This window comes from Pseudoflavonifractor sp. An184 (assembly GCF_002160305.1).
Lineage (GTDB): Bacteria > Bacillota > Clostridia > Oscillospirales > Oscillospiraceae > Lawsonibacter > Lawsonibacter pullicola.
Map to the genome: position 1 here is coordinate 19,577 of NZ_NFKI01000028.1, position 23,842 is coordinate 43,418.

Sequence of the window (23,842 nt, forward strand, 5' to 3'; positions counted from 1 at the left end):
CCCACACACTCCTTTCGGGTAATTACTTTCACAGCCGAAACCGGAATGATTTCAAATCTTTTGTTTTGATTGTCAGATCCGAAACGCTCTCTTGCAGGAGCTTTACCTGTTCCAAATATTCCGCAGGTGCGTGGATCTGCTCCAGATAGCCTGCATAGCGGATAATCTGATCCAGCGCCCGTTTCCTGTATTTTGCGATTTCCCCCAAATGGGAATAACTGCGGCCTGACACATAGCTTGGAACATCGATAGACCGAATTGTTTCTATATCAAGCGCCCCATGCTCCTCTTTCTCAGATTTAATGGTGGCCAGCATATCTTCCGCGGAAAAACGGATGCCGCGCTCGCAGAGAAACCGCAGTTCATCAAACAGGTGGTTCGCCACAAAATGTTCAGCCAAGGGCTCAAAAATTACATCATCCTGATACCAGCCTCCGTGGGCGCAGGAGATCAGTTCACGGTAACGCTTATCTGCGATCCACTGGCGCAGTATCTCTTTGCTCCCGCGCATCCATGCGTCCAGTCGGGCTTTTGTTTCTTCGGGGCTATCATAGGCTGTTCCATAGCAGGGCAGACCATTGGCTTTCAGCCACTTGGTCACTGCCTTGCTGAATTTCGTGTAGCTCAATGTACGCCCCTCCAATCAAAAGCCCACACTTATTGTCTTATGCTTTCAGTTTCTCTTTCTCCTGACTTATTGTTCTTTCGAGTATATCGATAAACCTTCCTTCATCGAAATCGCTCTCATAGAAAATTGCTTGCGGGTCACCACTCTTGTTTAATTGAAAAGCAATTCGTCCCCGTCCTCGATCTATTTGGTAATACTTTGGCCAAGGCATATATGGATTGGTTTCCTTATTTGCAACGCCATGCTCAATATAATAATAGCTTCCAAAATCCGAGTGCTGCAGGCCGAAAATTAGGAGGAGCGATCCATAGTCAAAATAAAAATTATTTCCGCGAGCCAGAAATCCATTCCTTTTGAATATATCCCTGCACAGTTTTTGAAACTCTTTTTTGTTCATGCTCGATTCTCCTCAAAAATCACGAAGTTCCTCAAACTTCTCGATCAGCACATCTTTCTGGAGCGTGTCGCCTGGCAGGGCATCCAGGATACCCCGCAGGGCTATATAGATTTCATCCCGCTCCTCGGTTTCGATAAAGCCCATCTTGTTGAAGGTCTGGGTGTAGGCTGTCACCGCATCCATCGCCTGGGCCTGGGCGTCCTCGCCCGGTTCAGCGGCCAGTTTCATCAGCTGGGAACGGGTCTTGCGGTATTGATTGGCTGCCTTTTTCGCAGCGGAGGCGGGGATATGCTCCGCACCGTCCCAGCCTCGGAATGGATTATCCAGGTTTTGCGCCAGCCACTCCGGTTTCCGGGGCTTGGTGATCCACAGATCCATTCCCGGCTTGCCTTTCCAGAGCTGCTTTGCCGCTTTTGCTGCCGTCTCCGGCAGGCTGGTCATCCAGAACCAGCGAAGTTCCGGCATCTGTTCCGGGGTGGGGATGTCGTCCGCCCCGAAACCGAACAGGTCGAAGGTGGAGAGGTTCGTCAGTTCCCGGAACCCTCGCACAGCGGAGAAGTTCCCCAGGTTTCCCGGCGCACCCCAGAGCCTCAGTTCCTTCAGGTGGGGATGAACAGCAGCCAGTCCGGTCAGATCAAAGTCCTTCAGCTCGATGCCATGCAGCCCCCGTAGGTTCGGCAGTTCCGTGTGCGGGCGGTATTCCCCGATAAATTGGAGGGTCAAACCGCTGCCATCTTCGGGGGCATGGATGGTACAGGCGTCCAGCCCCTTGTTCTGGAACAGGAGCTGCTCCGTTCCCTCACACAGCCACAGCTCCTCCAGCCCGGTCATGTCCAGCATCAGCTTTCTGATGCTGGTGCCCCGCAGATCAAGTGTCCTCTGACCGTGGTTCAGCAAAGTCACTTCATCGACAAAGGGGTTTTCCCGCAAAAACTCCAGCAGATCCGGGTGCCATCGCTCGCAGATGAGGGTGGAGAGGCAAGGCAGCGCCTTTAGTTCCAGCGCCGAATCGAATGGTTCGTACTGGTCCGTCACCCGATGGCTGCTGACCTTCACCGGGATACCGCCGATCTCCGTTTGCTCGTCACTGTCCATGGCCACCTTGAAGGCCCGCCGCCGTTCCTCCGGAATGGCCTGCCACCGGATCTGGAGGTACACATCATAGCCGTCACTCCAGCCTCCATAGGAGCGGCAGGGCTGGTCGGTGAAGGGCGGAAGTGTGCCCACCAGCTTATACTGGGGTGGGACCTCCAACGGCACCCGCAGCAGGTGAAGGTTACGGGGCCAGTACATGAAGTCCTTGTAGAGCGGGCGGAGATGGGGCAGTTCCTCCGCAGTCAGAGGGGCGTCGCCCACCCAATCCAGAGAGAGGACCACCGCCCAAGATTCTTTGCTCACCGTGTCCGGCGGCGCAATATAGGCCACCTGGCAGGCGGTGTAGCGTTTCAGATATTGGTTATAGACTGTATAGACCTCTCCGGCGCTGGCTTTCATGGCGCTACGCTCCTCTCATTCGTTCTTTTCCAGATAGAATCCCCATACACAGTTGGAGAACTCCCCGGCGGCAAAGCGGTGGATCTGCCCGTCAATCTCTACCTGCCAGACCTCGAAGGTATGGTCTTGGTGATAGATCGGGTCTTGGACTTTTACTCGCTTGCCGGTGGTTTGCCAGTCGTAGTCAAAAATGTTCACACCGAACAATTTGCATTGACCGTCTGGGCCAAAGGTTTCATATTCCCATGCCATGTGATGCCTCACAATCCCGTGCGCTGCCAGCCGTCCAGCCGCTCCTGCACCGCGTCGATCCTCCAGCCCTCGCCCACACGCTTCATGAGAAAGCGGCGGTCAAAGCCGGTGTTTTTCTCCCTGGTGTAGATGTAGAGCTTGTTCTTGGTGATCTGCTCCGCGTCAAGGAATTCTTCCCCGTTGTAGGTGCCCTGGGCGCTGTATGAGAGGCCCAGAGGCCGGTAGCCCGGACGGGGCTTTTCGCTCACATACTTTTCCCAGATCGCCAGCAGGCGGGGCACAGCCTGGGCATCCTCAAACCCGGCCTGCTCCATGTACTGCTCCCATTCTGTCATTTCCGAAAAGAAAGCGGACAACACCCTGCGGCATTCCGCCGCCGCCTGTTCGTCCAGCGGGACGGGCTTTTTGGCCTTTTCCCGCTGGAGCTGGGAGAAGTGTTCCATCTGCTCCTTGGTGAATTGCACATGGGCCACCGGCTCGATGCGGTTGTTGCCAGCGATGGCCAGCAGGCCCTCATAGGTAACGGCGGTATGGTCGATCTGGATGTGGGAGAGCTTGGGGATGGAGGCCGCCTGGAGCAGACCGGCATCATCCAGCCCGGTGCGGTTGAGTGTCAGAAGGTCCAGCTTGCAGCCTTGCAAGGCGGGCAGGCCGCTACCGTGGATGGCGGCGTTGCCGTCCAGCAGCAGATAGCGCAGCTTGGGCATAGCGGAAAAAACGGGGAAACAGGCATCAGTGAGCGCACTGTCCTCTACGCCGAAGTTGGCCATGCTTTTATGCCCAGCAAAGGGGGCAAGCAGTTCATCGGTCACCGGATAGCCTTTCACATGAAAGCCCACCAGGGTGTAAGCGGCCAGCTGCTCCATGATCTCTGCGGTCAGCTCCGGGACTTCAAATTGCTTTTCTCCGTCTAAGGTCAGGACACCGCTCTCCCAGTTCACTGTCCGCGCCCGTTTTGGCCAATCCATCGCTGCTTCCCTCCTTACGCCTGCTCCTTGTAGCTGGCTTCAATGTCGATGAAGCGCACATACACGGCGCAGATTTCACCTTTCGCGTCATAGCCGAAGTAGACCGGATAGTAGCCGTCCCCCCAGCCAGAGGCAAAGATGGGCAGATTGCAGTCCGTGTCAGGCACCGTCCAGTTGAGCCAGTCGCCGCAGTCTCCCTGATATTTGGGGTAGGCTTTGGCGTTTTCCTCCAGGAGATCGCAGAACAGGTCGTTGTAGGGGTCAATGTCCGGGTCTTCTTCCAAACGCTTGGCCCAGTAGGTCTTGAAGGCCGCCTGGGTCTGGATGTCCGCAACACAGCCCATTCCAGCGTCTACGCCAAAGCCAAAATACTCGTCCTCGCCCAATTCCTCGTCCAGATCCTCTTTGCCGGTCATGCCCAGCTCATAGCGGACAGGCTTTTCCCGGCTAACTTCCACCTTGACACAGGCATAGCGGTCACCATATTTCTCACTGGGCACCACACAGATCTTTACAGGATAAGTCCCGGCGGGGATTGTCTGTATAAAGGGCGGTGTGTCCTCCAGCTCCACCAGCGGATCGCAGGCGAAAATTGTTCCGGTAGGAAAGAGGACGGCCCCGATGTCCAGCACATCCACGCCCATATTCCCAATCACTTTCTCAGTGAAATGAGCGTCCAGGTCCGTTTTGCAGGCCAGTTTGTCCTTAACGGATTCATATTTGTTCAGCCATTCTGTTGTCGGCATACTCGTTTCCTCCTGTTGATTTGGTTTGAGCATAGGTCAGCTCTCTACGATGCGAACCTGTTTTCCTCCAATTTCAAATTCCAGCTTTACGCCATAGTCCGCCGCCCAAGCAGGGCACTTGCTGAGCAGGGCCAGGATGTGCTCATCCGGCTCCCGGCCAAGGGTCACACGCAAGATTACGGGCCAGCCACCATATTCCTTTTGAAACTCCTCACTCTGGGTGTGGTTCAGATAGCCCTCCATCTTGTCCAGCAGGGCCTTCTGCGTTTCCGGGGAGCCGTCAATAAAGCCATTGCAGACCAAAACCATTACCACTTCTCCCGTTTTGGTTTCTGCCAGAATGTCGATCTTATCCAGGTCGCCAAACATATTTTCAATGGACATTGTTTTCACCAGTCCCTTTCTCGGATGGCCTCCTCAATATCAATCGGAATGCCGAACCACTCCAGAATGTAGGCCACAGTGACTCCAATACAATCCCGGGCCACCGTTTCGATTTCGCTGTCGTTCTCGTCAAACTCCTCCTGGAGATCATTGATGCCGCAGACCGCCTCGTCCAGTGTCTCCTGCACCACTTCGATGTCGGTTTCGCCGCTCTCCAACAGGTCGATGACCTTCTGGAGCTCGTCCTTTACCTTATCCACCAGAAAAGCAGGATAGTAATCGTCCTGATACATCTCGTCCAGCAGTTTGTAATTGGGGTCAAATGTTTTCATGGAAGTGCTCCTTTCATTTTTCCTGTATTACTTGAAGCCTTTCCCGCCACAGCGGTTCTTCAATCATCTCATCGTTTTGGTAAAAATGTTCCTTGTCACGGGCCAGATGATCGGCAAGCGGTGGTGCGTCTGGCGGGGTGCATACCGTAAAACTGTCCCGATCCGCCCCCTTAATCTCCCGGTTGAGGTAGTACACCCGCCTGGCATCGCGGGAATACCAGTGACTGAGCAATTCCCATGAGGGCAGATCTGCCTTGGAAAGTTGCTTACCGTAAGCATAGAGTCGTTTCTCATCCCTGGCAAAATAGGTATCGCCCAACGAGAGAAAAGAGGAAACTTCTGCGCCTTTGATGATCTTCACCTTGCCGTCTCCGTTGTGGAAGTAGACCTGCCGGCTGTCCTTTGCATATCCCTGTGGCGCACCCGAATCGTTCTGGCCATTGTCCAACACCTGGAAGGTTGCCAGCTCTACATCTGGGATTCTCCCGCTGGTAGTGTAGACGGCTGTTTTGTCCATCGCGTAGGCATAGTTTAACACTCGAAACGATGCCGGGTCTGCTCCACGCAGGCGAATCCCACCGAGAAAGCAGTCCGCAGAGGACTTACCCCAGTAATGCCAGCAGCAGAAGTCTTTGGGCAAAACACCCTTCAACAAGCCGTTTTCATATAGGCCAGAGAAATAAATGGCTCCATCTTGAAGGAAAAACTCATTGTCCACCGGCTCTGTATTGGTAATTGGGTGCATCATTTTGGTTGCCTCTTAATAACACTGAACCATACCCCAGGCGTTTTCAAACTTTCTGGCAGTCAGATCTTCTTTTTTTATAAACACATAGAGCCGCCCACAGTCGCCAAACATCAGCTCAAAGTCATCCGTTTCCACCATGTCCAGCTGGAACAATAGCTGCCAGCGATCCATCGCTGTTTCAGCAGCCTGTCTGTCATCTGGAGTGATTTTGGCATAGCCTTCTGGGTTTCCCAAATAATAGCCCTTGGTCACCAGATCGCACTCCTCATACATGGAGTCCTGGATGACATCCGCCCAGCCCAGTAGTTTAGAGCACTCCTCTGGTTCCTCTATGTTCAGCTCTTTTTGGACTGATTCAAAAGCCTCATCATCGTCTTCCTCGGGAAATTTCTGGATAAAATCACTCCAGCCGGGATAGGACAGATCGGTATGGGCTTTTATATTTATCGCGGGGAATTGGAAGTCCTCCTCCATATCTTCAGGAAATTCTGCTCTGGACAATGTGGAAAGGTCCTCAAACCAATAAACCTTCAGCCCGCCTTTGTGCTCCGGGGCAAATCCCCAAGGCTGGGAGTCCATCTCATAGAAGAAGGATAGAAGGCCATGGTCAGGCAGAATATGGCGGGCATCCAAAGCAGTAAACTCAGCACAGTTGAACTGAGCCAAAAAGGTTAGTGGGCGCTCCTCGCACTCATAATTATAGCCCTTGCCTTGATAGCGCGGCCACTGGAAGTCCGCTGGCACATCGGGCTGACCTCCAAAATGGGTGCTGTAAGCCTCATACTTCTCCAACTCTTCTGAAATGTCCAATACAATACTGTTCTGCACCAAAGATTGTAGTTTTTCTTTCATGTTCATAATCAGTTCCTCCATTATTTCTCAAGTGGGTAATACCAATCCTGCATAAATTAACGGGTCTGCGTATCTGTCATAGCAAAACCTCCAGCGTTTTAGCTCTCATGGGTGATACAGAAAATCTCCTTGTTCAAGTCAAAGTAGATTACCATCAGCTCGTCGGTGATCTCCGGGTTGAAGGACAGATCCATAATGAAAACTTGCTGATTCATCTCGTCATCCACCAGACTGCCGAACCGCTTGAGCTTCAAAAAGTCCACCATCTCGGCAAAGGACAGCTTGGCCGGGTCGGTTCCCGGAAAAAGTTCCGCCGCAATATCCGGGCCTACATCGTCCCGGTGGAACTCCATGAAAAATGTCACAACGCTATGGTAGCGGCTGTCCTCGTCCGCCAGCGCCGCTTTGATGGCGGCTTTGGCCTTCTCCGCCAATTTCTCCGCCTCATCCAGCATTTCTCCCACCGCATCCATGGCAGCAGGATCGCCGGTCAGTTCTTCCTCTACATCGAAGATAAAGGGTAGTCCCGATTCCTCGGGAAAGTTGAAGATTTCCTCGCCGGGTGTATATGTAAAATCAATGCGTTTACAGTTCAGTTTCATAATGTTATCCTCCTTACCCCTCAATGTTGGCAGTTTTTAGGCCCTTTTTCAAGGAGCCGTAGACCGTCACAGCATGGTCGGTGAACATCTCATCGCAGTCAAACCAGGCGGTGAAGCTGCCGCCAGAGGTGACGGACAGGCTCGTCAGGCTGATTCGCCGGGCAAGTTCGTTCTCTGTGATGGGGTCGGTTTCCGAATTGCGAGGGTTTTCCTCATCTTGGGAGAGCCAGTTGTTGGCCAGCTCGGTCAGGTTCTTGGCTGCAAGCTCCCGCATGGCTTTGTCCCAGGTGTCACAGTCGGCCAGCAGCTTCTTGGCGGCACTGCGAGCGCGGGTCCAGGAGGGCTTGCTCTCGGCATTGACTTCCAGAGAAAGGCTCACATCCTTTCCGCACCACTGGATTTCGCCCTCGAAGGTATCATAGTCCTTGTCCAGTGTCAGTTCTCCCAGCACCTGGTCCTGGATTACCACCGGCTTGTGGTACTCGTCCAGAACGGCCTGGAGTTCCGGGCAGTCCTCGTGGGCCTTGACCACCTGGGAGATACACCAGGGCTGCACCACCAGATCCTTTGCCCATTCTTCCTTCATCCGGCGGATCTTCAGGCGGCAGATCTGCTCGCTTTGAAAGCGTCCCCAGCCCTTGTCGCTGTTACGCTCCTCGTCGGTGACCGGCCATTCCAGATGCTCCTCTTTGGTGCTGACCTTGCCGGTGTCACAGAACACCATACCCAGTGTCACAACGGTCATTTCCCAAAACTTGCCTTTCCAGTTATATCCGCCCCCAATGCAGCGATTGATCAGCGCGACCACTTCCTGCTCCTCGGACTCATACATCTCATAGAATTCTTCAAACATTGGTGCAGTCCTCCTTATCCCGCTGTATGGCTGAGGTACTCCTTCTCCAGCGCGGTGTACCACCGATTCAGCATGGTTTCCAGACTGGTTTTTCCTTTCCGATCATAAAAAGCAAGGAACTTGTCCAGCAACTCAGGAAACAAATTCTTACCGATATTTGTCAGATCCTGATTGAGGTAGACCATCCGCAGGATACGGCCCTGCCGGTCCAGAGGGTTCTTTTTCAACAGCTCCTTTTCAAAGCAGAAGCGCAGGAAGACTACATTCTCATCGTAAAAATCCTCCACCACAGCCGCACCAATGCTGGTGTATGTGATGTCGTACACCAAACGGCTCCAGTCAAATTTCTCGGCATAGAGCAGTTTCAGCGCTTTTGCCCAGTGTTCCTCCGGGATCACCAGCATCCTGTGCTGGGCGGTGCTGGAGTATCCGCGATAGACGGGGTCCGGCTGCCCCAGCAGCTCGCTCACACTGTCGGCGTAGACGAAGCACAGTTCCTCATCGAACAGGCCGCCGATGAAGTTGCCATTGCAGTACAGCATATAATTCTTGGACTTGGCCGGAGAATAAGAGAGGCTATATTCCTGCGAGTCCAGGCTTTTATGTACCTTGTTCAGAAAGTCTATTGATGTCATGGCTTTACTCCTCAAACTCACCCTCGATCATCCCGTTCAGATACCGGCCGGGATCTGCGATGAAGTCATCCCATTTGGCCAGAGGGTGGAATTCCTCATGCTCGATGTCCAGATACCACAGCTTTTTGTCCCTGGGGCTCCACAGCAGCAGGTAGTCGCTGTAGTTGTCCATCTGCACCATGAGGGAGAGCAGCTTCTTCCGTTTCCAGGTCATCTCCTGCACATCCATGAAGGAGTAGAGCTCCGCCCACTTCACCCATTCCTGATCCGGAAACTCCAGCCGCAGGGGGCCGGTCTTCAAGTATTCCACCAGCTTGGCGGGTAGCTTGTAGGGCATGAGCTGCCGGATCTTTTCCTGCTCGTTGTGCCATTCCTCCGGCTCCAGCGCCTTCAGGTAGTCGGCCAGCTCCTGATTCTTGTTCTGCACCGCCACACTGTAGGGACGGTCGCCGTATTTGTCAACAAGAGTGATGTCCGCTCCCTGTTCCACCAGCCAGCGTACCATGGGGAAATTGTTGGAGCGGGCGGCCTCGGTGACAGCGGTGGAGGCGTTCGGAAACACCATGTCCGGCTTGTGATAATTGATATCCGCCCCTTTTTCCAGCAGCAGTTTGGCAAGCTCGGCCTGTCCATCGGACACCGCCGCCCGGAATGCCTCGCTGCCAAACTTGTCCACAGTGATCCCGGCTTGCTCCAGCACCTGGATATTCTCCGGGCGCTTGCCCCAGCGCACTTCCTGGAAGGCCCGCTCTTTTTGCTTCGGGCTGAGTTTTGCGGCCTGTCCAGCAAAGAGCGCCACCACCTCCGGCCCGCAGCAGCGGGCGGCGGTAAGCAGCAGGGGCTGTTCCTCTGCCAGACCGGGATCGGCTCCATGCTCCAGTAGGAAGTGAATCATGGGTACATCATTCCGAAAAACCGCGATCTCCAATGGCATCAGCTTGATGTATTCACTGAGCTGGATGGGAACATCTAAATCCAGACCGCCTTGGAGCAGCGCCTCCAGCTTGGGAGTGTCATGGTCACAGATGGCGGCAGCCGTTTCCGGGAGGGTCTCCCAGCGGCCAATATATGCAATTTGGTACATAAGGCACCTGCTTTCTCTATCCCACAATGGTGGTTTCCTTGACGGCCAGATTGTCGTAATTCATGGCGATCAGTTTCTCAGCGGTCTGTGGGGTACACATGAACCAGGTGCTCACGCCCCAGGCGTCCATCCTTGTAACGGTGAAGAGGTCGGTTTCAACTGGAGTCGGATCTCTTGCGTCAATATAGTGGTCGGAGTAGAGATACACCAGATCCACCTCACGCTCCGGCAGCCACTTAGCCCGGCGCACACGCGGTTTGCCGTTTTTCAGAGTCTTTTCTCTGGGGTTCTCAAACCACGCCAGTTCCTTAATCTTCAGGCCGGTGAAGGTATCCATAAGTCGCTGGGCAATCTCCCGATGGGTAAACACCCCACAGTTCCAGGAGCCCATTAACCATGTCTGTATAAAGTCGCCCACCTTGCTGCCAGGGGCAGGCGGCCCGTAGACGCTCTCATCCGCCCACATGACCTCTATCTTTTCACATTGATCTGGCTGAGGACAGGACTGCTTGTTGCCATAGCGGTACATGATATTTACATAGCCATAGTCTTCGCCGGTTCGGTCATGACCGACGGCTTCCACTTTATAGGCAGTTATGGACATTGCAGTTCCACCTCCTGAGCCAGTACAAATCCGCACAGCCCAAGGGAAGAGTCGATGACAAATACCCGGATGTGCTCCCGTTCCATGCGCTTCCGCAGTTCCTCGATGCTGCAGCAGGCGGGAAAGCCGTAAGAGATGGTCCCGCCCAGCAGGTCTTTGTACTGTTCAAAAAAACCGTCCACGGTGATCTCATCCATGCCGAAGAGGATGTTGTCCTGGATCACATTTTCAAACCAGTGGGCCAGCAGGCCGGTGAAGCGAACGGATACTTTCTCTCCGGCCTCAGTCTGGGTATCCATGTGCAGGGTATGGGCTTCAAAGTCAGCACAGTAGCGCAGGACTCTGTTGTCATGCAGGCCATCAAAAGAGCAAATCAGCGTACTCATAGGGATTCCTCCTCGTCCATGAGCTGCTCCTGGACCTCTTTGGGCAGGTCGTTCCATAAAATGTCGTATGTAAAATCCCGAATCTCCGGGTAACACTCCCGCGCGGTCTTTTCTGCCGTTTCCCGATCCAGGTAGTGCATCTCTTGGTGGAAAAACCAGTTGAGCTTTTCCATCAGCCGATAGAGGCGGATTTGTTCTTCTTGGGTCATGGGACACAGCCTCCTAATTCAGTGCCATTACAAGGCTCCAAATGCTGACCACGATCAGCACGATTCCCAGTAGGAAGAAGATCACCCGCCTGGAGCCGCGGCCATAGCGATGAGAGTCCGGCTTACCGGTGGGGTCGCAGAGCCAGTTCCAGTTCATGATGGCCCCAATCAGCAGGACAGCACCGATGATCAGGGTTACCCAGTTCCAATGTTCCTGTAAAAAACCCGTGATCTGCTCGCTGTTCATTTAGGTTTCCTCCTCTCCTTATCCCTGTATATCAGCGTCAACGGGGCCTTTTTTCAGCGTTCCATTCACCGTGACCACATGGCCCCAGAACATATCGTCGTCCTCATACCAGGCGGTAAAACGCCCACCCGGAGATACTGTAAACTCAGTGAGCAGGATACGCCGGGCGAACTCATCCTCGGTGATGGGGTCTTTCTCCGGGTCCCGGTTGGTCTGGTCATTGTCCGCCAGCCATTCGTTGGCCTGAGCAGTGAGCTTCTGGGCAGCCATCGCTCGCAGGGACTTATCCCAGACTTCCTGATCTGCCACCAGTTTCTTCATCACATTGGTGACGCGGGTCCAGGACGCTTTCTTTTCAATCTCCACATCCAACGAGATCTGGACTTCTTTTCCCATCCACCGGCAGATCCCGGTGAACATACTCATTTCACGATCCAGCGTGAGGGTTCCCAGCACTTCGTCCTCTAGAAGAATGGGCTTTGTGTACTCCTCCCAAATCTCCTCCAGTGCCGGACAGGATACGCCTTCCTCCAGTACCTCCGTGACATACCACTGAGGTTCGTAGAGGGAATCACCTTTCCAGCTGCGGGCTTTGATCCGGTAGATCTGGCCCTTGGCAAACCGCTTGGAATAGTCGCCGGCTTCCCGCTCCTTGTCCGTCAGCGGCCAGCTCAGGTAGCATCGACCGGAGATCACCTCTCCGGTCTGGACATCCGCCATGGCGAGGGCATGGGTATGCGCCGCCCAAAAGGTATCCAGAAAGGTTTTGTCCGCGCTGATACCGTCCTGAATCAGTACCAGCTTTTCCTCATCTTCTGGGGCGTACAGGGCAATAAAGTCCTTGACCGTTCTCTTTTTCATGGCGTTCTCCTTACGCAAATACTTGCTGGTATTTCTCTTTCAGTTCCTTCGGCGCCGACTTGATGACTTTGCTGCCGCCGTTTTCGGAGGCTGAACCCCAAATGGCCCAGAGCAGACTCTGCCAAGCGATGGCCCGGAATTTCGGGTCCTTGTCCTCTTCCGGCAGGAGATAAGCGGAAAAGCGGCGCTTGACTGTCAGCAGCGCATCCAGGCTTTCCGCATTGGCAATCAGGCTGTGGAATCCCTTGGCAGGCTTCAGCCACTGCATAGACAATGCGCCCCGTACCAATACGCCCAGTGTCCATGTTTGAAAACCAAACTTCCGGATAAAGGCATGAAGGAATTTCTCTTGCAGTGAGGAGTGCTCGTCGTCGCAGAGATCCAAATACTCCGCCACCAGCGGCGCCCACGGTTCTCCCTCCAGCCCCAGAGCGAACACAGCAAAAGAGCCGGGCATGGCGCAGGCTTCATCCGCGAGGTTTTGGTACCACTCATACTCCCGCATAGCCAAACGAGCATATCGCTCTATAGCCGGATGCAGATTGGGGTGTTGCACAGCGCAGGCAAAGAGCTGATTGACGCCCTTCTTGGGCAAGCCGGGAATGGGCAGATAGATTTTCTCCTTTCCTCTGAACTCCACCGAGTAACTGCGGGGGAATTCCTCCTGCTCCAGCACCGCACACAGGTAGTCCAAGATCTCGGCATAGCACTCCTCGGTGGAGTCCTTGGCGGTGATTCGGATGGCAGCAAACGCATCATTGGCCGATGCGGTGAAATGCTCCGTCTTACGCTGCTGGATGTCCTTTGGTAATTTGCCGCTGCCGGCTGTTTTCAGTTGCTTCACCATATCTGGGCGAAGCTGGGAGACCAGGCCGAGGATGTGCTCGGTGGTGAGGGATTCAAAACTCTGCCCGTACACCGTATGGCAGACCGCCACATAGCAGGCAAAGCGCAGCAGGCCTTCATCCACATCCTCGGGGCGCAATTCCGGCCACACGGTGCAGGGTGGAAAGACGGTAAAGCCATCATCCCGCTCTCCCACAAGGAAGAACCGCTCCTGCACCTGCTTTTCTATGTATTTCTCCAATGTATAGCGGATCTCCTGCCAGCCCACCAACCGCCGCAGGGCATCGCAGAATATAACAGCTTCCTCATAGGGAAATCCCTTCAAAGGCAGTTTGGACAGATACCGATCCAACAGCTGGCTGGGAAGAAAGGGTGTCCCGTTGTGATTTCGCACCACGGTCGGGTAGGCGGAGTGATTTTCACGAGCGGTTCCGTTCAGCACATCCTGAATGCAGAGATCCGCCTCCGCCAGCACCTCCGGGGAAGTGTCCGGCTTGTGGATCAGATAGTAGCGGTCATGCACACCATCACGCTTTGGCAAACTCATGGCAGGTTACCTCTTTTTTCCGGGTTCTCCACTATCGGAATAAAAATCTGTTGGTAAAGTTCTCTCAGTTCCTCCGGAGCTGCTTCTACCACTTTCTGACCACCCTTGGCGCTGGCTTTGCCCCAGATCACATAGCAGACCGTTTCCCATGCGTATTGCAGCACTTCCTCCGGGCTGGCTTTTGATTCCTCGGCGGGTTCCTCGTCCTCCTCATCATCGTCATCTTCGTCGGAGGAAAAACCGCTTGGAACGATCTCGGACAGATGGATTTTTGCCTCCAGCAGAGCGTCCAGGCTTTCTACATTTGCCATCCACGCGGCATAGTCCTTGGAATACTTCATGTTCTGCATGGACAGCACACCCCGGACAAACATAGGGACGGTGTCGGCAGTAAATCCAAACTGTTTCACATACTCCCGGAGGAATTTTTCCTGTAAGTGGGAGTGCTCATCATCGCAGAGATCGAGATAATCCCATACCAGCTGCCGCCACTCTTGCCCCAGCATTCCCAGGGCGAACACGGCAAAACTTCCGGGGAGCGCGCACTGCTCATCGCTGAGATTGGTGTACTGCTCATATTGCTTCATGGCAAGCCGGGCGTACCGTTCCATCAGGGAGTGGAGGCCGGGGTACTGCACGGCACAGGCAAAGAGCTGGTTTACTCCCTTTTTGGGCAGGCCTGTGATGGGAAGATAACTCTTTTCCGGCCCTTTGAACTCCACCGCATAGCTGCGGGGAAAATCCTCCTGCTCTAGAAGCTCATACAGGTAGTTCAGCACTTCACGGCAGCATTCCTCCGTGTTGTCCCTGGCAGTGATTCGGATAACCGCAAAGGCATCGTTGGCCGATGCGGTGAAGTGCTCTGTTTTCCTCTTTTGCAGAGAGATGGGTAGCCTGCCGGTTCCATTTTCCCGGAGCTTTTTCACCATATCAGGACGGACTTTCTCCACCAATCCAAAGAGGTAATTGGTGTCCAGATACTCAAAGTCCATACCATATACCTTATAGCTCACTGCCACATAGCAGGCGAAACGCAGTAGCGGCTCCGGGACCTCCTCTGCACGGATACCTGGTTTCAGGGAGTACTCCCGATTCCAGCGGTGGTCATCTTCACGACCGGTCACGACAAAATACTTCTCCTGCAGCTCCTGTTCCAACAGGCCAAGTAAATAGTAGTCAATTTCACCCCACCGGCTCTGGCGGCGCAGGTTTTCGCTGAAAGCAATGGCCTTTTCCGCGTCAAGGGTCTCGGTCTGCTGCGCTTCGGTCCATTTTCTCACCAGAGCGTGCACCTCAAAGGGTGCGCCTTCGCTGCTGACCACTACCGGCGGCCAGAGGGAATCAAGCCGCGTGATTCTCCCGTCAATGGCATCCTGGATACACTGGTCAAAGAGCGGTTGCAGTTCTTCCTGTACCTCGGGCTTCATCCAGTAACAGCGTCCGTCCGCACTATTGTGTTTTGGTAAACTCATGAGATGCTCTCCTCTCAGGTCTGCTGATGCTGCATGGATACGATATGGCAGTCCGGGCAGAACTCCACATAGAGCGTGCCCTCCGCGCAGTCAAACACTGTATCCCACTGAATTTGGGCCAGATATTTCATGGGCTTGCCGCAGTGAGGACAGGTCGTATATTCCGCGTCCTGCACCCAGTTGCCAAAGCCGCCAATGGTATTCACATCCTGGCAGGCCGCGCCATAGAACAGGGGCGCCGGCGCCTTACCCAGCACAAAGGGATTTTCGGTGAGAGCCTTGTAGTCCTCGGGACTGACATAGCAATCCGTCTTCTCCGCCCCGTCAAAGAGTTCGGAGGGAAAGACCTCCACGCCGCCATCCAGGGTGAACCGGTTGAAGGCGGGGCCTTTGAGAAATCCCACACAGCTGGGGCAGCAGGTGGCGGTCAGGATGCCGTCCAGTCCCAGGAACCGGAGCCGCTCATCCCGGCCGTCCAATACCAGCATGTCCACCATGCGCCCGCCACAGTGGGGGCATGTGTCCTCCCTTGCCCGGCCAATGCGGACGGGAGATTTCTCACCGGTGGTTCCTTTGACCATAGGATAGCAGGTGTCGAAGTTGAGTTGGATTTTCTGGCCCTCCTTGTTGAAGGTCCAGCCTCCGATTTGCGCATAGCTGGATGGGTCCACATAGAGGCCCTTGCGCCAGGGCCGGGGATTTCGCTCCAGCTCCAGCAGAGTCTGCATTGCCTTGTCATCTCCCTGCATAGCAAGGCAACTCATCAGGTTGGAGGCCTCGCTGGAATATTCCGCGGACAATAGCGCATGAATCAGACCATCCCGCACATCGGCAGGAGCGTGATAATAGATCTCACAGGGCCAGAACACCCCTGCGGCCAGTGCCGCCCGCTGGATCTCCGAGTCGATGGCGTCCCGATACCCCAGCAACTGCCAGAAGTCGGTGAACTCCGGGTCCTCCATATCAGCCAACCTCTGGATGTTCTGGATCAGGTTTCTCTGCTTCTCTGCGATTTGTTCCGGCGTCCAGGACAGCGCAGCTTGCCGATCCTGCTCACACTTACATTTCCAGCACAATCCCTCATAGCCCAAGGAGGTCCCACAGCCGGGGCAGGTGTATTTCAGGCTCATATTCGTTGACTCCTTTCCAAAGATAGAAAAACGCCCTGCGACACCATGTCACTTGGACAGGCTGACGCAGGGCGTGAAAAGGCCGCAAGAGAGGAACCACATCTACCCCCAGATGTGGTTTCCTCCACAGACAAAATAATTTCCTCATATATAAAAGACACAGTGATCAACTGCTCTGGCTTTTCTTTCATCGCATAACCTCATGATTCATTATTATGCCAAAAATCAAGGGCCTGAAAAGGGTGCAATTTGAATAAATTATATCATACTACTGTGCAATCGAAAAGGTGTATTGATACCGCTTATCTGTAAGGTAAAGTTGTAAGTATTATATGCGTTATAGAAAACTCATATTTTGGGACCTTTCAGAGTAACTGTTTCAATCTGTGATAAGTTGTCTTGTCTCTTCATAGCTGTTTACTTGTGTAAAAGTTAATCTTTTGCACAAAGAACATTATTAAGGAGAACTGTTTCGCCGCATACAACGGCTTGTTTGGTTTGGCTCAATGTTGTGAGCAACGAGAAGTTCGTATACTGTTTGTGATAACAAGTTACAACTGCATGAGCCAAACCATACAGCACAAGGGCGCAAAGCAAAAGGCAATATTCCCCCTGCTTTTTGTATAAAAGAAAAACATTAAGTCTTTAAAATTCGATTGATTTCTTCTTCAGAATACCCAGTAATACCCGATACTTCCCGAATACTTGCATTGGCAAGCATTCTTTGTATCAATTGCCGAATCCCCTCCTCGCGACCTTCTTCACGGATATTGTAGCGTTCGATCTCCCATACTTTTTCCTGGTCAAACAGCGTTATCACGATGTCTACAACCTCCTGTGCATCAATGCTTATCAGTAATGAGACAAGCCAACTACTTATATCTAAAGAGGCGTGAAGCGTCCGCAATTTCCAACTTATGTTCTTTTTAATCGCAGACTCAGTATAGCATTCTAAGGAAGCTTGCGTCAATGTGAGTACAACAATTGCAGCGATCTATATCACCAATCGAGATCTAACCGCATGCAGACCTTGGGCACAATTATATTGCGTCTAGTTCCCGACAAAAGTTTGTGGCACATAAGAATCAAGCATTTGTAAAACAAAAGGCATTCAATTGCGCACAATGGGACTGAATGTTAAAATGAAGTTGAACCTTTAGAACCAATGGCTATGACTAATTCGTTTGTGGGGGACAACAATGTCGAAGCTAACAGATATTAAAAATCGAATCGATCAAATGGACGGAGGAGCCTTCCAAAATCTTTGTGATGCCTATTTAAGTTATAAAGGCTACAAAAATGTTTATTCGTTGGGCATGCGCACAGGAACAGATAAAACGGCCAAAGGAAATCCAGATACTTATTTTTTGACGGCAGAAAATAAGTATGTCTTTGTGATGTATACAACACAAAAAACTGACTTCTTAAAGAAAGCAATTGAGGACATTGACAAATGCTTTGATTCTCAAAAGACTGGTGTTTCTGCGGAAGATATTGTAGAGATCATATATTGCCATACATATGGCCGCTTAGGGCCTGGCGATGATCAATATCTTAGACAATACTGCGAGAAGCGCGGTGTCGTACTGACATTAGTTGGCTTGGATCAATTGGGAAATGATATCTTCCGTGAGTGCCCAATTTTAGCCAAAGATTTCTTCGGAATTAGTATCGACTCGGGACAAATTCTGTCAATGGACATATTTGTGGCAAAACATGATGCAAACAAGATGTCCGCTCCGTTGGGAACAGAATTTCTTCTTCGAGAAAAGGAATTGGAAAAAGCAAAGTCCGCTCTGCGCGATAACGATGTTTTGCTGATTGCTGGGCCTGCCGGTGTTGGAAAGACCAGATTTGCGCTAGAATTATGCCGGCAATTAGCAAAGGAAAACGGCTACACTGTGTTTGTCATAAAAAACAACAACTTGCAGCTGTATGAGGATCTGGTATCTGCAATTGAAGAGGGAAAAAATTATCTGGTTCTCGTTGATGATGCAAATGAGCTTTCTGGATTGCACCATGTGTTGGAGTATCTTCCCAAAGCAGCGATGGGAGCACGGCATATTTCAAAATTGATCTTGACCGTACGCGATTATGACCGCAAACAAGTGATGCAAAGGGTTATGGAGATTATTCAACCAGAAACAATTAAAATCTCGACATTTAGTGACGATGATATCCGTAAACTTATAGAAACATGCTACGGAATTACAAATCGAGTTTACACGGACCGCATTGTGGCTATTGCGGAAGGGAATGCGCGCCTTGCTATGCTTGCTGGAAAGCTTGCAGCAGATTCCGAAAGCCTTGCAGCAATTCAGGATGCGTCAGGTCTCTATCATAACTATTATAGCAAGCAGCTAAATGCCCTCGTTGAAAGTGATACGGGTGTGAGCTCGGCTGGGATCATTGCATTTGTTCAAGCAATCCATCTAAAGCATCTCGAAAAGCTTGCCCCAATTTTTGAGGTTACGGGAATAAGCACCAGTGATTTTACATCGGATTTGAAACTGCTCCACAGAGCGGAAATTGTAGATCTGTGCAATGACGAGGCGGCAAGAATTTCAGATCAAAGCTTCAGTAACTTTTTGATCAAGTATGTTTTTATCGAGGAAAAGACTATTCCCCTCAGCACAATGATTGAAACATGCTTTCAGATAAACCAAAGCAGAACGATTGAGGCTTGCAATATCCTCTTAAATGTCTTCTCGGACCAGGGTGTAAGAGAATATGTTGAAGCCCAAATTAACCTTGTGTGGGATAAGTTAGAAAGCAATGTAGAGAAGTTTCTTCCGTTCTTCAAAGCTTTTCATATGGTGCGCCCAACACAAACTCTTTTGTTGCTGCAGGAATATATTGAACAAGAGTCATACCATCCGTTTGATGTGAGAACATTGCCATTTAAAGATGACCGGCAGGGAAAGAGTGTTTCGGATGATATTCTCCAAATTCTTGGCAGCTTTGGAGACCATCCTGAACTGCCAAGTGCGTTGGATCTGCTATTGCTGTATTATAAAAAACGCCCGGATTTGTTCGAACAATTTTACAGCATATATGCCCAACAGTTTGAAGTTAATTTGGACTCCCCTCGCCTTGAATATTTTACGCAGAGGGCGGTAGTCAAAAACCTCTGCGAAGCCGTCAATGCGACCCCAGAGGATATGAATCTATTAATCTTATTCGTTCGCGTTGCGGGCCATTTTTTGAAGCTTGATGTTTCAAAAGCGGAGGGCGGCCGGCACAATACCGTGTCGATTTACACACTGACACTTTCTCCAGATCAGCCTGTTTTGGAATACCGAAAGATGCTTTTGTTGCAGCTCTATCAGATCTACCAGCGTGGAGATGGGCAGGCTGAAATTGAGCAAATCCTATATAAGTACGGTATGCTTCATTATGGCGTTGATACAGGTTTGGATGTGGTGAGGGCCGAGTTTGAAGAAGTATTAAAATTCTTTTCCCTATTCCAGCCAGAAAACTTGTTTCACTGCGTAATCGCGGCACGCATTAAACAAGTTGCAAAGCACATTGATTATTGTGCGCTGGATATGCTGGCCCCATTTCTTAACTCAGAAAAGTATAGGATCTATTCTGCACTTGCGTCCCATTTCGCTGAAGACTATTCGGAGGGATATGAGAAAGGGGTACAGCGACATAAGGAAAGAGTTTGTAGACTTGTGGGGGGATATACACCTCAGGATATAGACTGTTTGATCCAAGTGTGTTTGGAGAGCTCCCAGACTTTTGATAAAGAAGAGAGAGAATTAGGAGCAGGGCTTGGATATGTGTTTGAAGCACTTCAGGATCAGCAACAACTGTACCTATATTTAGCAGAAGCCTACATGAGGGCGGACACTCCGTATCAGATATATGCTGGACAGATCTTAGAGAGACTATTTGAGATCAGACCCGTGTTAGAAGTAAAGAAATTTATCACTCGATATAGGTATAACCAGCAAAATGTATGGCTGTGGTCCTTTTTCTCACTAATGCCCGAACAACAAGTGTCCGTACACTGGGCAGCAGAGCTGTTGCAGTATTTGGACACACCGGATGTAGAGATAAAGGCATCGCCTTACCGAAGAATAGATTCCTTGCGCAAATACGAGATCGTGGAGCCTAAAATAATGGTGAAAGCGCTGCGCACTATTTCAGAGCACTATGAAGAGTCGCCGTTTATTTTCAGCCTGTATGTTTTCTGGATTTTGAATCACAGTAACCAGGAAGCAGATGAAACTTTGCGGGAGTTTTATAATGAACTTCCTCTTCTGGAAGAAATCTATCTGAAAGGGATCTCTTATTCCAATCATGAAGATTTTGACGGAGCGTTGTTGTATGCAATTATCTCAGTTGACACCTCATTCCTATACAGATACCTTGACTGCTTGATCATCGCACAGGAAGGTCACTTCAGGGTACATGACGATTATGATATTGCAAGGCTCCTGAAAATATGGGACACAGAACAGTATATCGATTTGGCGGATGGTGTGTTTGATTATTGCTATGACAAACGAGAAGAATCAATTCATTGGCTATATTGGTCACCAGTAAATATGATGCTGCATCATGAAGCATCTCATCAGGAGATCATTGTAAAGCAAGACCTGTGGATCCAGCATACGATTGAAAAATATGGCCATGATGGGGAGCGAATGCATCAACTATTTGTCGCAATAGAAGAATTATCTTGTGAACGACGAAAAAAGGCAGTGGAGAAGTTCTTATCTCTCAATGCCAATCCAGATGTTTTTGAGCAACTACCTTTAGAACCGTCCCATTGGGGAGGAACCGGCAGCATGATTCCGTATATGCAGGAACGAATTGAGTACCTGCGTTCTCTCCTTCCCCTTGTATCTGGCATAAAGTATTTGAAGCAGAAGCAACGCATTGAGCGGGAGGTAGACTGCTGGAAACAAAGAATCCATTCCGAAGAAGTTCGTGAGTTGCTGGAATCTTGGTATCGCTAATTTCCTAATCTCTGGTCTCACTATATAGTTTTCTTATCTTTATGTTTGGCCGATTGGGGCGACAGAGTTCGGGGGTATGGTTTTCGCGGAGGGTCTCTCCATACTTGTTTGATGTTGAAATCTGGGTAAGCGTCACTTGCCCAGCGACTTGTTAGTGAAGAATTCCTCTGCAAAACCATAAGCGTCTAAAATAGCACAAGGTATGTCGTAAAATAATTGGTTTTGCGGCATATCCTTCTTTGGACATTGGGCATACATCCCATTAAAGATATCCTCGGATATATTGTGCCAAAGATATGGCAGTCGAGCTTGCTCACAAGCATCCCTTCCCCCAAAAGTTCTTTTGTATAAAAGTTCCCACCCATTTCTTTCTCACAAAAAGAATATGATGAAGCTTTAATTATTCTGCCGATATGACGCAGCAATATCTTTGGCTCTGTATCCCACCAATTTAACGACACGAAGAAGAATACAACATTCTTTGTTATCTAAAACATTGGCCTGTGGCATCATTCTGTGGTCAACTTGACGATAAAGTTATTTGTACCTATATATTAGTAATGTAACCGCAGATACCACGGTTTTTTGCGTTTTGCCTTGGACACCATACGGTTTTACGCCGGGATTATGCCGGTGCGGATACCATTTCAGTACGGATGGCAAAGCAAAAAAACAAGATTGCCGGGGAGGTAGGGGTGTTCGGCGAAAATAGAAACGGGTGTAAAACTCTCATTGTTGTTTCAAACACAATTCTCAGTTGCCTTCTGTCACGGGACCGGATAAGTATCCCCGCTGGATCACCTATAGATTGGCCAATTTTGTCGTCCCCCCTCTAGGTCTGTGCAGCTATCAGTCGCCTGCAACAGTAGACCGGCCCGAGTCCCCATCCCCTGCTCTTAGATACACCAGATACATTTTGCCTATTATCTACATATTATCTGCATATTTCACATATTGTCTGCTTATTAGTTAAGTATTAGCTAAATATTAGATACATATAAAACGCATATTACAAAATCAAAAAACATATTGGATGCATATTGAAATTGATCAAAAAAGCCCCACTATATTCCTGGGAGCGAAATCTATGCCATTGGCGGCCAAAGCGTGTTCTATGGCAAACTGTTGGAAATCACGGATTACGATGCGATTGTCCAGCCGGAACCAAGATCAATGACAGCGGATGCGGATAATGGGCAGATATGGCGCCGGCTCTCTGATGGAACTCTGCTTCTGGAGAGGAACCAGGTCATTGTGCAGCGCATGAAGAGCAAATAACACAGGAGAGCCACCAAAAGGCCGGTCGTTGCGAAAGCAAATAAAATAGGCTATAATCAAATCGACCCTATGGGTAAAGGGGGCACCTATGCAAACGCTGTTTCATGGAAGTCGGGTTGCCGTTGAGGTTCCTGAAATCCGTATTCAAAAGTATCATAAAGACTTTTCCTGGGGTTTCTATTGTACGCAGCTTGAAAAGCAGGCTGCGCGCTGGGCAACCAGGTTCGGAACCCCCGGTATCGTTAATGTCTATTCTTTCGATGATGCATCGCTGAACATCAAACGATTCTCTGAACTGTCTGATGAGTGGCTGGATTTCGTGGTGGCCTGCCGTACTGGGGCGACACACGCCTACGATGTAGTGGAGGGTCCTATGGCAGACGATACCATCTTCAACTATGTCCAGAGTTTTTTGGATGGAGAGATCAGCCGGGCGGCTTTCTGGGCGCTTGCTAAATTCAAGTATCCGATGCACCAGATCAGTTTCCACACAGAAAAGGCTTTAGCAGCCTTGCGCTTCGAAAGGAGCTATCAAGCCCATGTGTAAGAAAAACAACAGTTCGCTGTTTTTTGTCTGCTCGCTGATCGAGCAGATCGGCCGCACTCTGCATCAAAAGCGCGGAAAGGTCGTCTCCTGTTTGGGCATAGATCGCATCAGAATCCTCCTGAAAAATGCAGATATTCTCCACTGCGAACCCATCGCAAAGGTCGCAGATGATGTTGTGGCAGAGTTCGGATTGCAACAGGACGACTATGATAATGTTGGCCAATCGAAATATCTGATCCCTGATGTTTGGACGATCGGAAAGGTATATGCGCGGCTGATCGAGGATGTTTCTTCCGATTCCAATGTAGCGGAAACACTTGTTGCAGTCTACGAATCCTGGATCGACGCCAGGCTCAGTGATTACAATTCGGTTTTTTACTTCCAGCCGCGGGAATATATCTCCGAAAGTTATCGCAGCGGGGCTATGCTGGAAGACTAAGATGCCGCCACCGCTTTTGGATATTGTCAGCTGGGGCTAGAATCTCCATATCTCTTACAGTCTGCGCAAATTACATGATCAACAAAGAGAGCGCCGCAGTTTTTAGCTGCAGCGCTCTCTTTTCTCATGGAGGTATAAGGCACACCGGAACCTACCCGAGCCAAGAATCCCCTGCCTTTCTCAATTTGCTAAGCGCCGCCGGCAGCGGTCGCTCGCTGGATGCGTAAGCGTAAAAACAGTCGGCGACTTGTCAGGGTAAAATGCCTTTGCCAAACTATAAGAGTCTGAGGAAGTGCATGGTAGTACAAGGTAGTACCAGAGAGTATCCAAG

At 50.9% G+C, this 23,842-nt stretch carries 26 protein-coding genes; 3 read left to right on the forward strand and 23 right to left on the reverse strand.

The genetic code is table 11. The features are described 5' to 3' along the window. Window positions 1-28: 28 nt before the first annotated feature. The 23 genes from B5F19_RS10285 to B5F19_RS10400 form a co-directional block, all read right to left on the reverse strand. Window positions 29-628: a hypothetical protein gene (locus B5F19_RS10285; RefSeq protein WP_087290214.1), complete on the reverse strand. Its 600-nt coding sequence runs from the start codon at window positions 626-628 to the stop codon at window positions 29-31. 37 nt (window positions 629-665) lie between these two features. Continuing rightward, a complete protein-coding gene (locus tag B5F19_RS10290; RefSeq protein ID WP_087290216.1) occupies window positions 666-1,025 on the reverse strand; it encodes a DUF4304 domain-containing protein in 360 nt (119 codons plus the stop codon). 12 nt (window positions 1,026-1,037) lie between these two features. After that, entirely contained in the window at window positions 1,038-2,519 is a 1,482-nt protein-coding gene (locus B5F19_RS10295) for a hypothetical protein (protein WP_087290217.1), read from the reverse strand. 15 nt (window positions 2,520-2,534) lie between these two features. After that, window positions 2,535-2,771 carry a hypothetical protein gene (locus B5F19_RS10300; protein ID WP_087290219.1) on the reverse strand — a complete coding sequence of 79 codons (237 nt, stop codon included), beginning with the start codon at window positions 2,769-2,771 and terminating at the stop codon, window positions 2,535-2,537. Window positions 2,772-2,779: 8 nt separating this feature from the next. Next, a complete protein-coding gene (locus B5F19_RS10305; RefSeq protein ID WP_087290221.1) occupies window positions 2,780-3,739 on the reverse strand; it encodes an NTF2 fold immunity protein in 960 nt (319 codons plus the stop codon). A 14-nt stretch (window positions 3,740-3,753) separates the two neighbouring features. Then, the gene (locus B5F19_RS10310; protein ID WP_087290223.1) at window positions 3,754-4,518 is read right to left on the reverse strand and encodes a DUF4241 domain-containing protein; all 765 of its coding nucleotides are present in this window, start codon (window positions 4,516-4,518) and stop codon (window positions 3,754-3,756) included. A 3-nt stretch (window positions 4,519-4,521) separates the two neighbouring features. Beyond that, window positions 4,522-4,869, reverse strand: a complete 348-nt coding sequence (locus B5F19_RS10315; protein WP_087290225.1) for a hypothetical protein — start codon at window positions 4,867-4,869, stop codon at window positions 4,522-4,524. 5 nt (window positions 4,870-4,874) lie between these two features. Then, window positions 4,875-5,201 carry a DUF5713 family protein gene (locus B5F19_RS10320; protein ID WP_087290227.1) on the reverse strand — a complete coding sequence of 109 codons (327 nt, stop codon included), beginning with the start codon at window positions 5,199-5,201 and terminating at the stop codon, window positions 4,875-4,877. A gap of 13 nt (window positions 5,202-5,214) precedes the next feature. Further along, window positions 5,215-5,949, reverse strand: a complete 735-nt coding sequence (locus B5F19_RS10325; RefSeq protein WP_242972780.1) for a DKNYY domain-containing protein — start codon at window positions 5,947-5,949, stop codon at window positions 5,215-5,217. A 12-nt stretch (window positions 5,950-5,961) separates the two neighbouring features. Beyond that, window positions 5,962-6,807 (reverse strand): YwqG family protein, encoded by an 846-nt coding sequence (locus tag B5F19_RS10330; RefSeq protein WP_087290229.1) that lies wholly within the window; start codon window positions 6,805-6,807, stop codon window positions 5,962-5,964. A gap of 92 nt (window positions 6,808-6,899) precedes the next feature. Beyond that, window positions 6,900-7,403, reverse strand: a complete 504-nt coding sequence (locus tag B5F19_RS10335) for a DUF2004 domain-containing protein (protein ID WP_087290231.1) — start codon at window positions 7,401-7,403, stop codon at window positions 6,900-6,902. A gap of 13 nt (window positions 7,404-7,416) precedes the next feature. Further along, entirely contained in the window at window positions 7,417-8,256 is an 840-nt protein-coding gene (locus tag B5F19_RS10340) for a DUF2262 domain-containing protein (RefSeq protein ID WP_087290233.1), read from the reverse strand. Between the two features lie 14 nt (window positions 8,257-8,270). Then, window positions 8,271-8,891, reverse strand: a complete 621-nt coding sequence (locus B5F19_RS10345) for a hypothetical protein (RefSeq protein ID WP_087290235.1) — start codon at window positions 8,889-8,891, stop codon at window positions 8,271-8,273. 4 nt (window positions 8,892-8,895) lie between these two features. After that, complete coding sequence (locus tag B5F19_RS10350; RefSeq protein ID WP_087290237.1) at window positions 8,896-9,975, reverse strand: ankyrin repeat domain-containing protein; 1,080 nt, start codon at window positions 9,973-9,975, stop codon at window positions 8,896-8,898. A 16-nt stretch (window positions 9,976-9,991) separates the two neighbouring features. Continuing rightward, window positions 9,992-10,579, reverse strand: a complete 588-nt coding sequence (locus tag B5F19_RS10355) for a hypothetical protein (RefSeq protein ID WP_087290240.1) — start codon at window positions 10,577-10,579, stop codon at window positions 9,992-9,994. Further along, window positions 10,570-10,965, reverse strand: a complete 396-nt coding sequence (locus B5F19_RS10360) for a hypothetical protein (RefSeq protein WP_087290242.1) — start codon at window positions 10,963-10,965, stop codon at window positions 10,570-10,572. Before B5F19_RS10360 ends, B5F19_RS10355 begins: the two co-directional genes overlap by 10 nt. Beyond that, window positions 10,962-11,174 carry a hypothetical protein gene (locus B5F19_RS10365; protein WP_055270385.1) on the reverse strand — a complete coding sequence of 71 codons (213 nt, stop codon included), beginning with the start codon at window positions 11,172-11,174 and terminating at the stop codon, window positions 10,962-10,964. Before B5F19_RS10365 ends, B5F19_RS10360 begins: the two co-directional genes overlap by 4 nt. Before the next feature lie 13 nt (window positions 11,175-11,187). Then, the gene (locus B5F19_RS10370; RefSeq protein WP_087260252.1) at window positions 11,188-11,421 is read right to left on the reverse strand and encodes an Imm17 family immunity protein; all 234 of its coding nucleotides are present in this window, start codon (window positions 11,419-11,421) and stop codon (window positions 11,188-11,190) included. 18 nt (window positions 11,422-11,439) lie between these two features. Further along, window positions 11,440-12,282: a DUF2262 domain-containing protein gene (locus B5F19_RS10375; protein WP_087290244.1), complete on the reverse strand. Its 843-nt coding sequence runs from the start codon at window positions 12,280-12,282 to the stop codon at window positions 11,440-11,442. A gap of 10 nt (window positions 12,283-12,292) precedes the next feature. Next, entirely contained in the window at window positions 12,293-13,675 is a 1,383-nt protein-coding gene (locus tag B5F19_RS10380) for a DUF6138 family protein (RefSeq protein WP_087290246.1), read from the reverse strand. Continuing rightward, window positions 13,672-15,147 carry a DUF6138 family protein gene (locus B5F19_RS10385; protein WP_242972781.1) on the reverse strand — a complete coding sequence of 492 codons (1,476 nt, stop codon included), beginning with the start codon at window positions 15,145-15,147 and terminating at the stop codon, window positions 13,672-13,674. The genes B5F19_RS10380 and B5F19_RS10385 overlap by 4 nt, the downstream gene beginning before the upstream one ends. A 14-nt stretch (window positions 15,148-15,161) precedes the next feature. Next, window positions 15,162-16,277 (reverse strand): hypothetical protein, encoded by a 1,116-nt coding sequence (locus B5F19_RS10390; protein WP_087290248.1) that lies wholly within the window; start codon window positions 16,275-16,277, stop codon window positions 15,162-15,164. Window positions 16,278-16,914: 637 nt separating this feature from the next. Then, window positions 16,915-17,097: a hypothetical protein gene (locus B5F19_RS10400; protein WP_087290252.1), complete on the reverse strand. Its 183-nt coding sequence runs from the start codon at window positions 17,095-17,097 to the stop codon at window positions 16,915-16,917. Window positions 17,098-17,476: 379 nt separating this feature from the next. Here B5F19_RS10400 and B5F19_RS10405 point away from each other — a divergent pair, with 379 nt between their 5' ends. The 3 genes from B5F19_RS10405 (at window position 17,477) to B5F19_RS10415 (ending at window position 23,511) form a co-directional block, all read left to right on the forward strand. Beyond that, complete coding sequence (locus B5F19_RS10405; protein WP_087290254.1) at window positions 17,477-21,247, forward strand: ATP-binding protein; 3,771 nt, start codon at window positions 17,477-17,479, stop codon at window positions 21,245-21,247. A 1,366-nt stretch (window positions 21,248-22,613) separates the two neighbouring features. Further along, window positions 22,614-23,072, forward strand: a complete 459-nt coding sequence (locus tag B5F19_RS10410) for a DUF3990 domain-containing protein (RefSeq protein ID WP_087290256.1) — start codon at window positions 22,614-22,616, stop codon at window positions 23,070-23,072. Further along, window positions 23,065-23,511, forward strand: a complete 447-nt coding sequence (locus B5F19_RS10415; RefSeq protein WP_087290258.1) for a hypothetical protein — start codon at window positions 23,065-23,067, stop codon at window positions 23,509-23,511. The genes B5F19_RS10410 and B5F19_RS10415 overlap by 8 nt, the downstream gene beginning before the upstream one ends. Window positions 23,512-23,842: the final 331 nt, after the last annotated feature.

What these genes read in the sequence shown, in the direction of transcription:
- B5F19_RS10290 (WP_087290216.1), bottom strand. Translation starts at nt 1,025, where the DNA reads ATGAACAAAAAAGAGTTTCAAAAACTGTGCAGGGATATATTCAAAAGG.
- B5F19_RS10295 (WP_087290217.1), bottom strand. Translation starts at nt 2,519, where the DNA reads ATGAAAGCCAGCGCCGGAGAGGTCTATACAGTCTATAACCAATATCTG.
- B5F19_RS10300 (WP_087290219.1), bottom strand. Translation starts at nt 2,771, where the DNA reads ATGGCATGGGAATATGAAACCTTTGGCCCAGACGGTCAATGCAAATTG.
- B5F19_RS10305 (WP_087290221.1), bottom strand. Translation starts at nt 3,739, where the DNA reads ATGGATTGGCCAAAACGGGCGCGGACAGTGAACTGGGAGAGCGGTGTC.
- B5F19_RS10310 (WP_087290223.1), bottom strand. Translation starts at nt 4,518, where the DNA reads ATGCTCAAACCAAATCAACAGGAGGAAACGAGTATGCCGACAACAGAA.
- B5F19_RS10315 (WP_087290225.1), bottom strand. Translation starts at nt 4,869, where the DNA reads ATGTCCATTGAAAATATGTTTGGCGACCTGGATAAGATCGACATTCTG.
- B5F19_RS10320 (WP_087290227.1), bottom strand. Translation starts at nt 5,201, where the DNA reads ATGAAAACATTTGACCCCAATTACAAACTGCTGGACGAGATGTATCAG.
- B5F19_RS10325 (WP_242972780.1), bottom strand. Translation starts at nt 5,949, where the DNA reads ATGATGCACCCAATTACCAATACAGAGCCGGTGGACAATGAGTTTTTC.
- B5F19_RS10330 (WP_087290229.1), bottom strand. Translation starts at nt 6,807, where the DNA reads ATGAACATGAAAGAAAAACTACAATCTTTGGTGCAGAACAGTATTGTA.
- B5F19_RS10335 (WP_087290231.1), bottom strand. Translation starts at nt 7,403, where the DNA reads ATGAAACTGAACTGTAAACGCATTGATTTTACATATACACCCGGCGAG.
- B5F19_RS10340 (WP_087290233.1), bottom strand. Translation starts at nt 8,256, where the DNA reads ATGTTTGAAGAATTCTATGAGATGTATGAGTCCGAGGAGCAGGAAGTG.
- B5F19_RS10345 (WP_087290235.1), bottom strand. Translation starts at nt 8,891, where the DNA reads ATGACATCAATAGACTTTCTGAACAAGGTACATAAAAGCCTGGACTCG.
- B5F19_RS10350 (WP_087290237.1), bottom strand. Translation starts at nt 9,975, where the DNA reads ATGTACCAAATTGCATATATTGGCCGCTGGGAGACCCTCCCGGAAACG.
- B5F19_RS10355 (WP_087290240.1), bottom strand. Translation starts at nt 10,579, where the DNA reads ATGTCCATAACTGCCTATAAAGTGGAAGCCGTCGGTCATGACCGAACC.
- B5F19_RS10360 (WP_087290242.1), bottom strand. Translation starts at nt 10,965, where the DNA reads ATGAGTACGCTGATTTGCTCTTTTGATGGCCTGCATGACAACAGAGTC.
- B5F19_RS10365 (WP_055270385.1), bottom strand. Translation starts at nt 11,174, where the DNA reads ATGACCCAAGAAGAACAAATCCGCCTCTATCGGCTGATGGAAAAGCTC.
- B5F19_RS10370 (WP_087260252.1), bottom strand. Translation starts at nt 11,421, where the DNA reads ATGAACAGCGAGCAGATCACGGGTTTTTTACAGGAACATTGGAACTGG.
- B5F19_RS10375 (WP_087290244.1), bottom strand. Translation starts at nt 12,282, where the DNA reads ATGAAAAAGAGAACGGTCAAGGACTTTATTGCCCTGTACGCCCCAGAA.
- B5F19_RS10380 (WP_087290246.1), bottom strand. Translation starts at nt 13,675, where the DNA reads ATGAGTTTGCCAAAGCGTGATGGTGTGCATGACCGCTACTATCTGATC.
- B5F19_RS10385 (WP_242972781.1), bottom strand. Translation starts at nt 15,147, where the DNA reads ATGAGTTTACCAAAACACAATAGTGCGGACGGACGCTGTTACTGGATG.
- B5F19_RS10390 (WP_087290248.1), bottom strand. Translation starts at nt 16,277, where the DNA reads ATGAGCCTGAAATACACCTGCCCCGGCTGTGGGACCTCCTTGGGCTAT.
- B5F19_RS10405 (WP_087290254.1), top strand. Translation starts at nt 17,477, where the DNA reads ATGTCGAAGCTAACAGATATTAAAAATCGAATCGATCAAATGGACGGA.
- B5F19_RS10410 (WP_087290256.1), top strand. Translation starts at nt 22,614, where the DNA reads ATGCAAACGCTGTTTCATGGAAGTCGGGTTGCCGTTGAGGTTCCTGAA.
- B5F19_RS10415 (WP_087290258.1), top strand. Translation starts at nt 23,065, where the DNA reads ATGTGTAAGAAAAACAACAGTTCGCTGTTTTTTGTCTGCTCGCTGATC.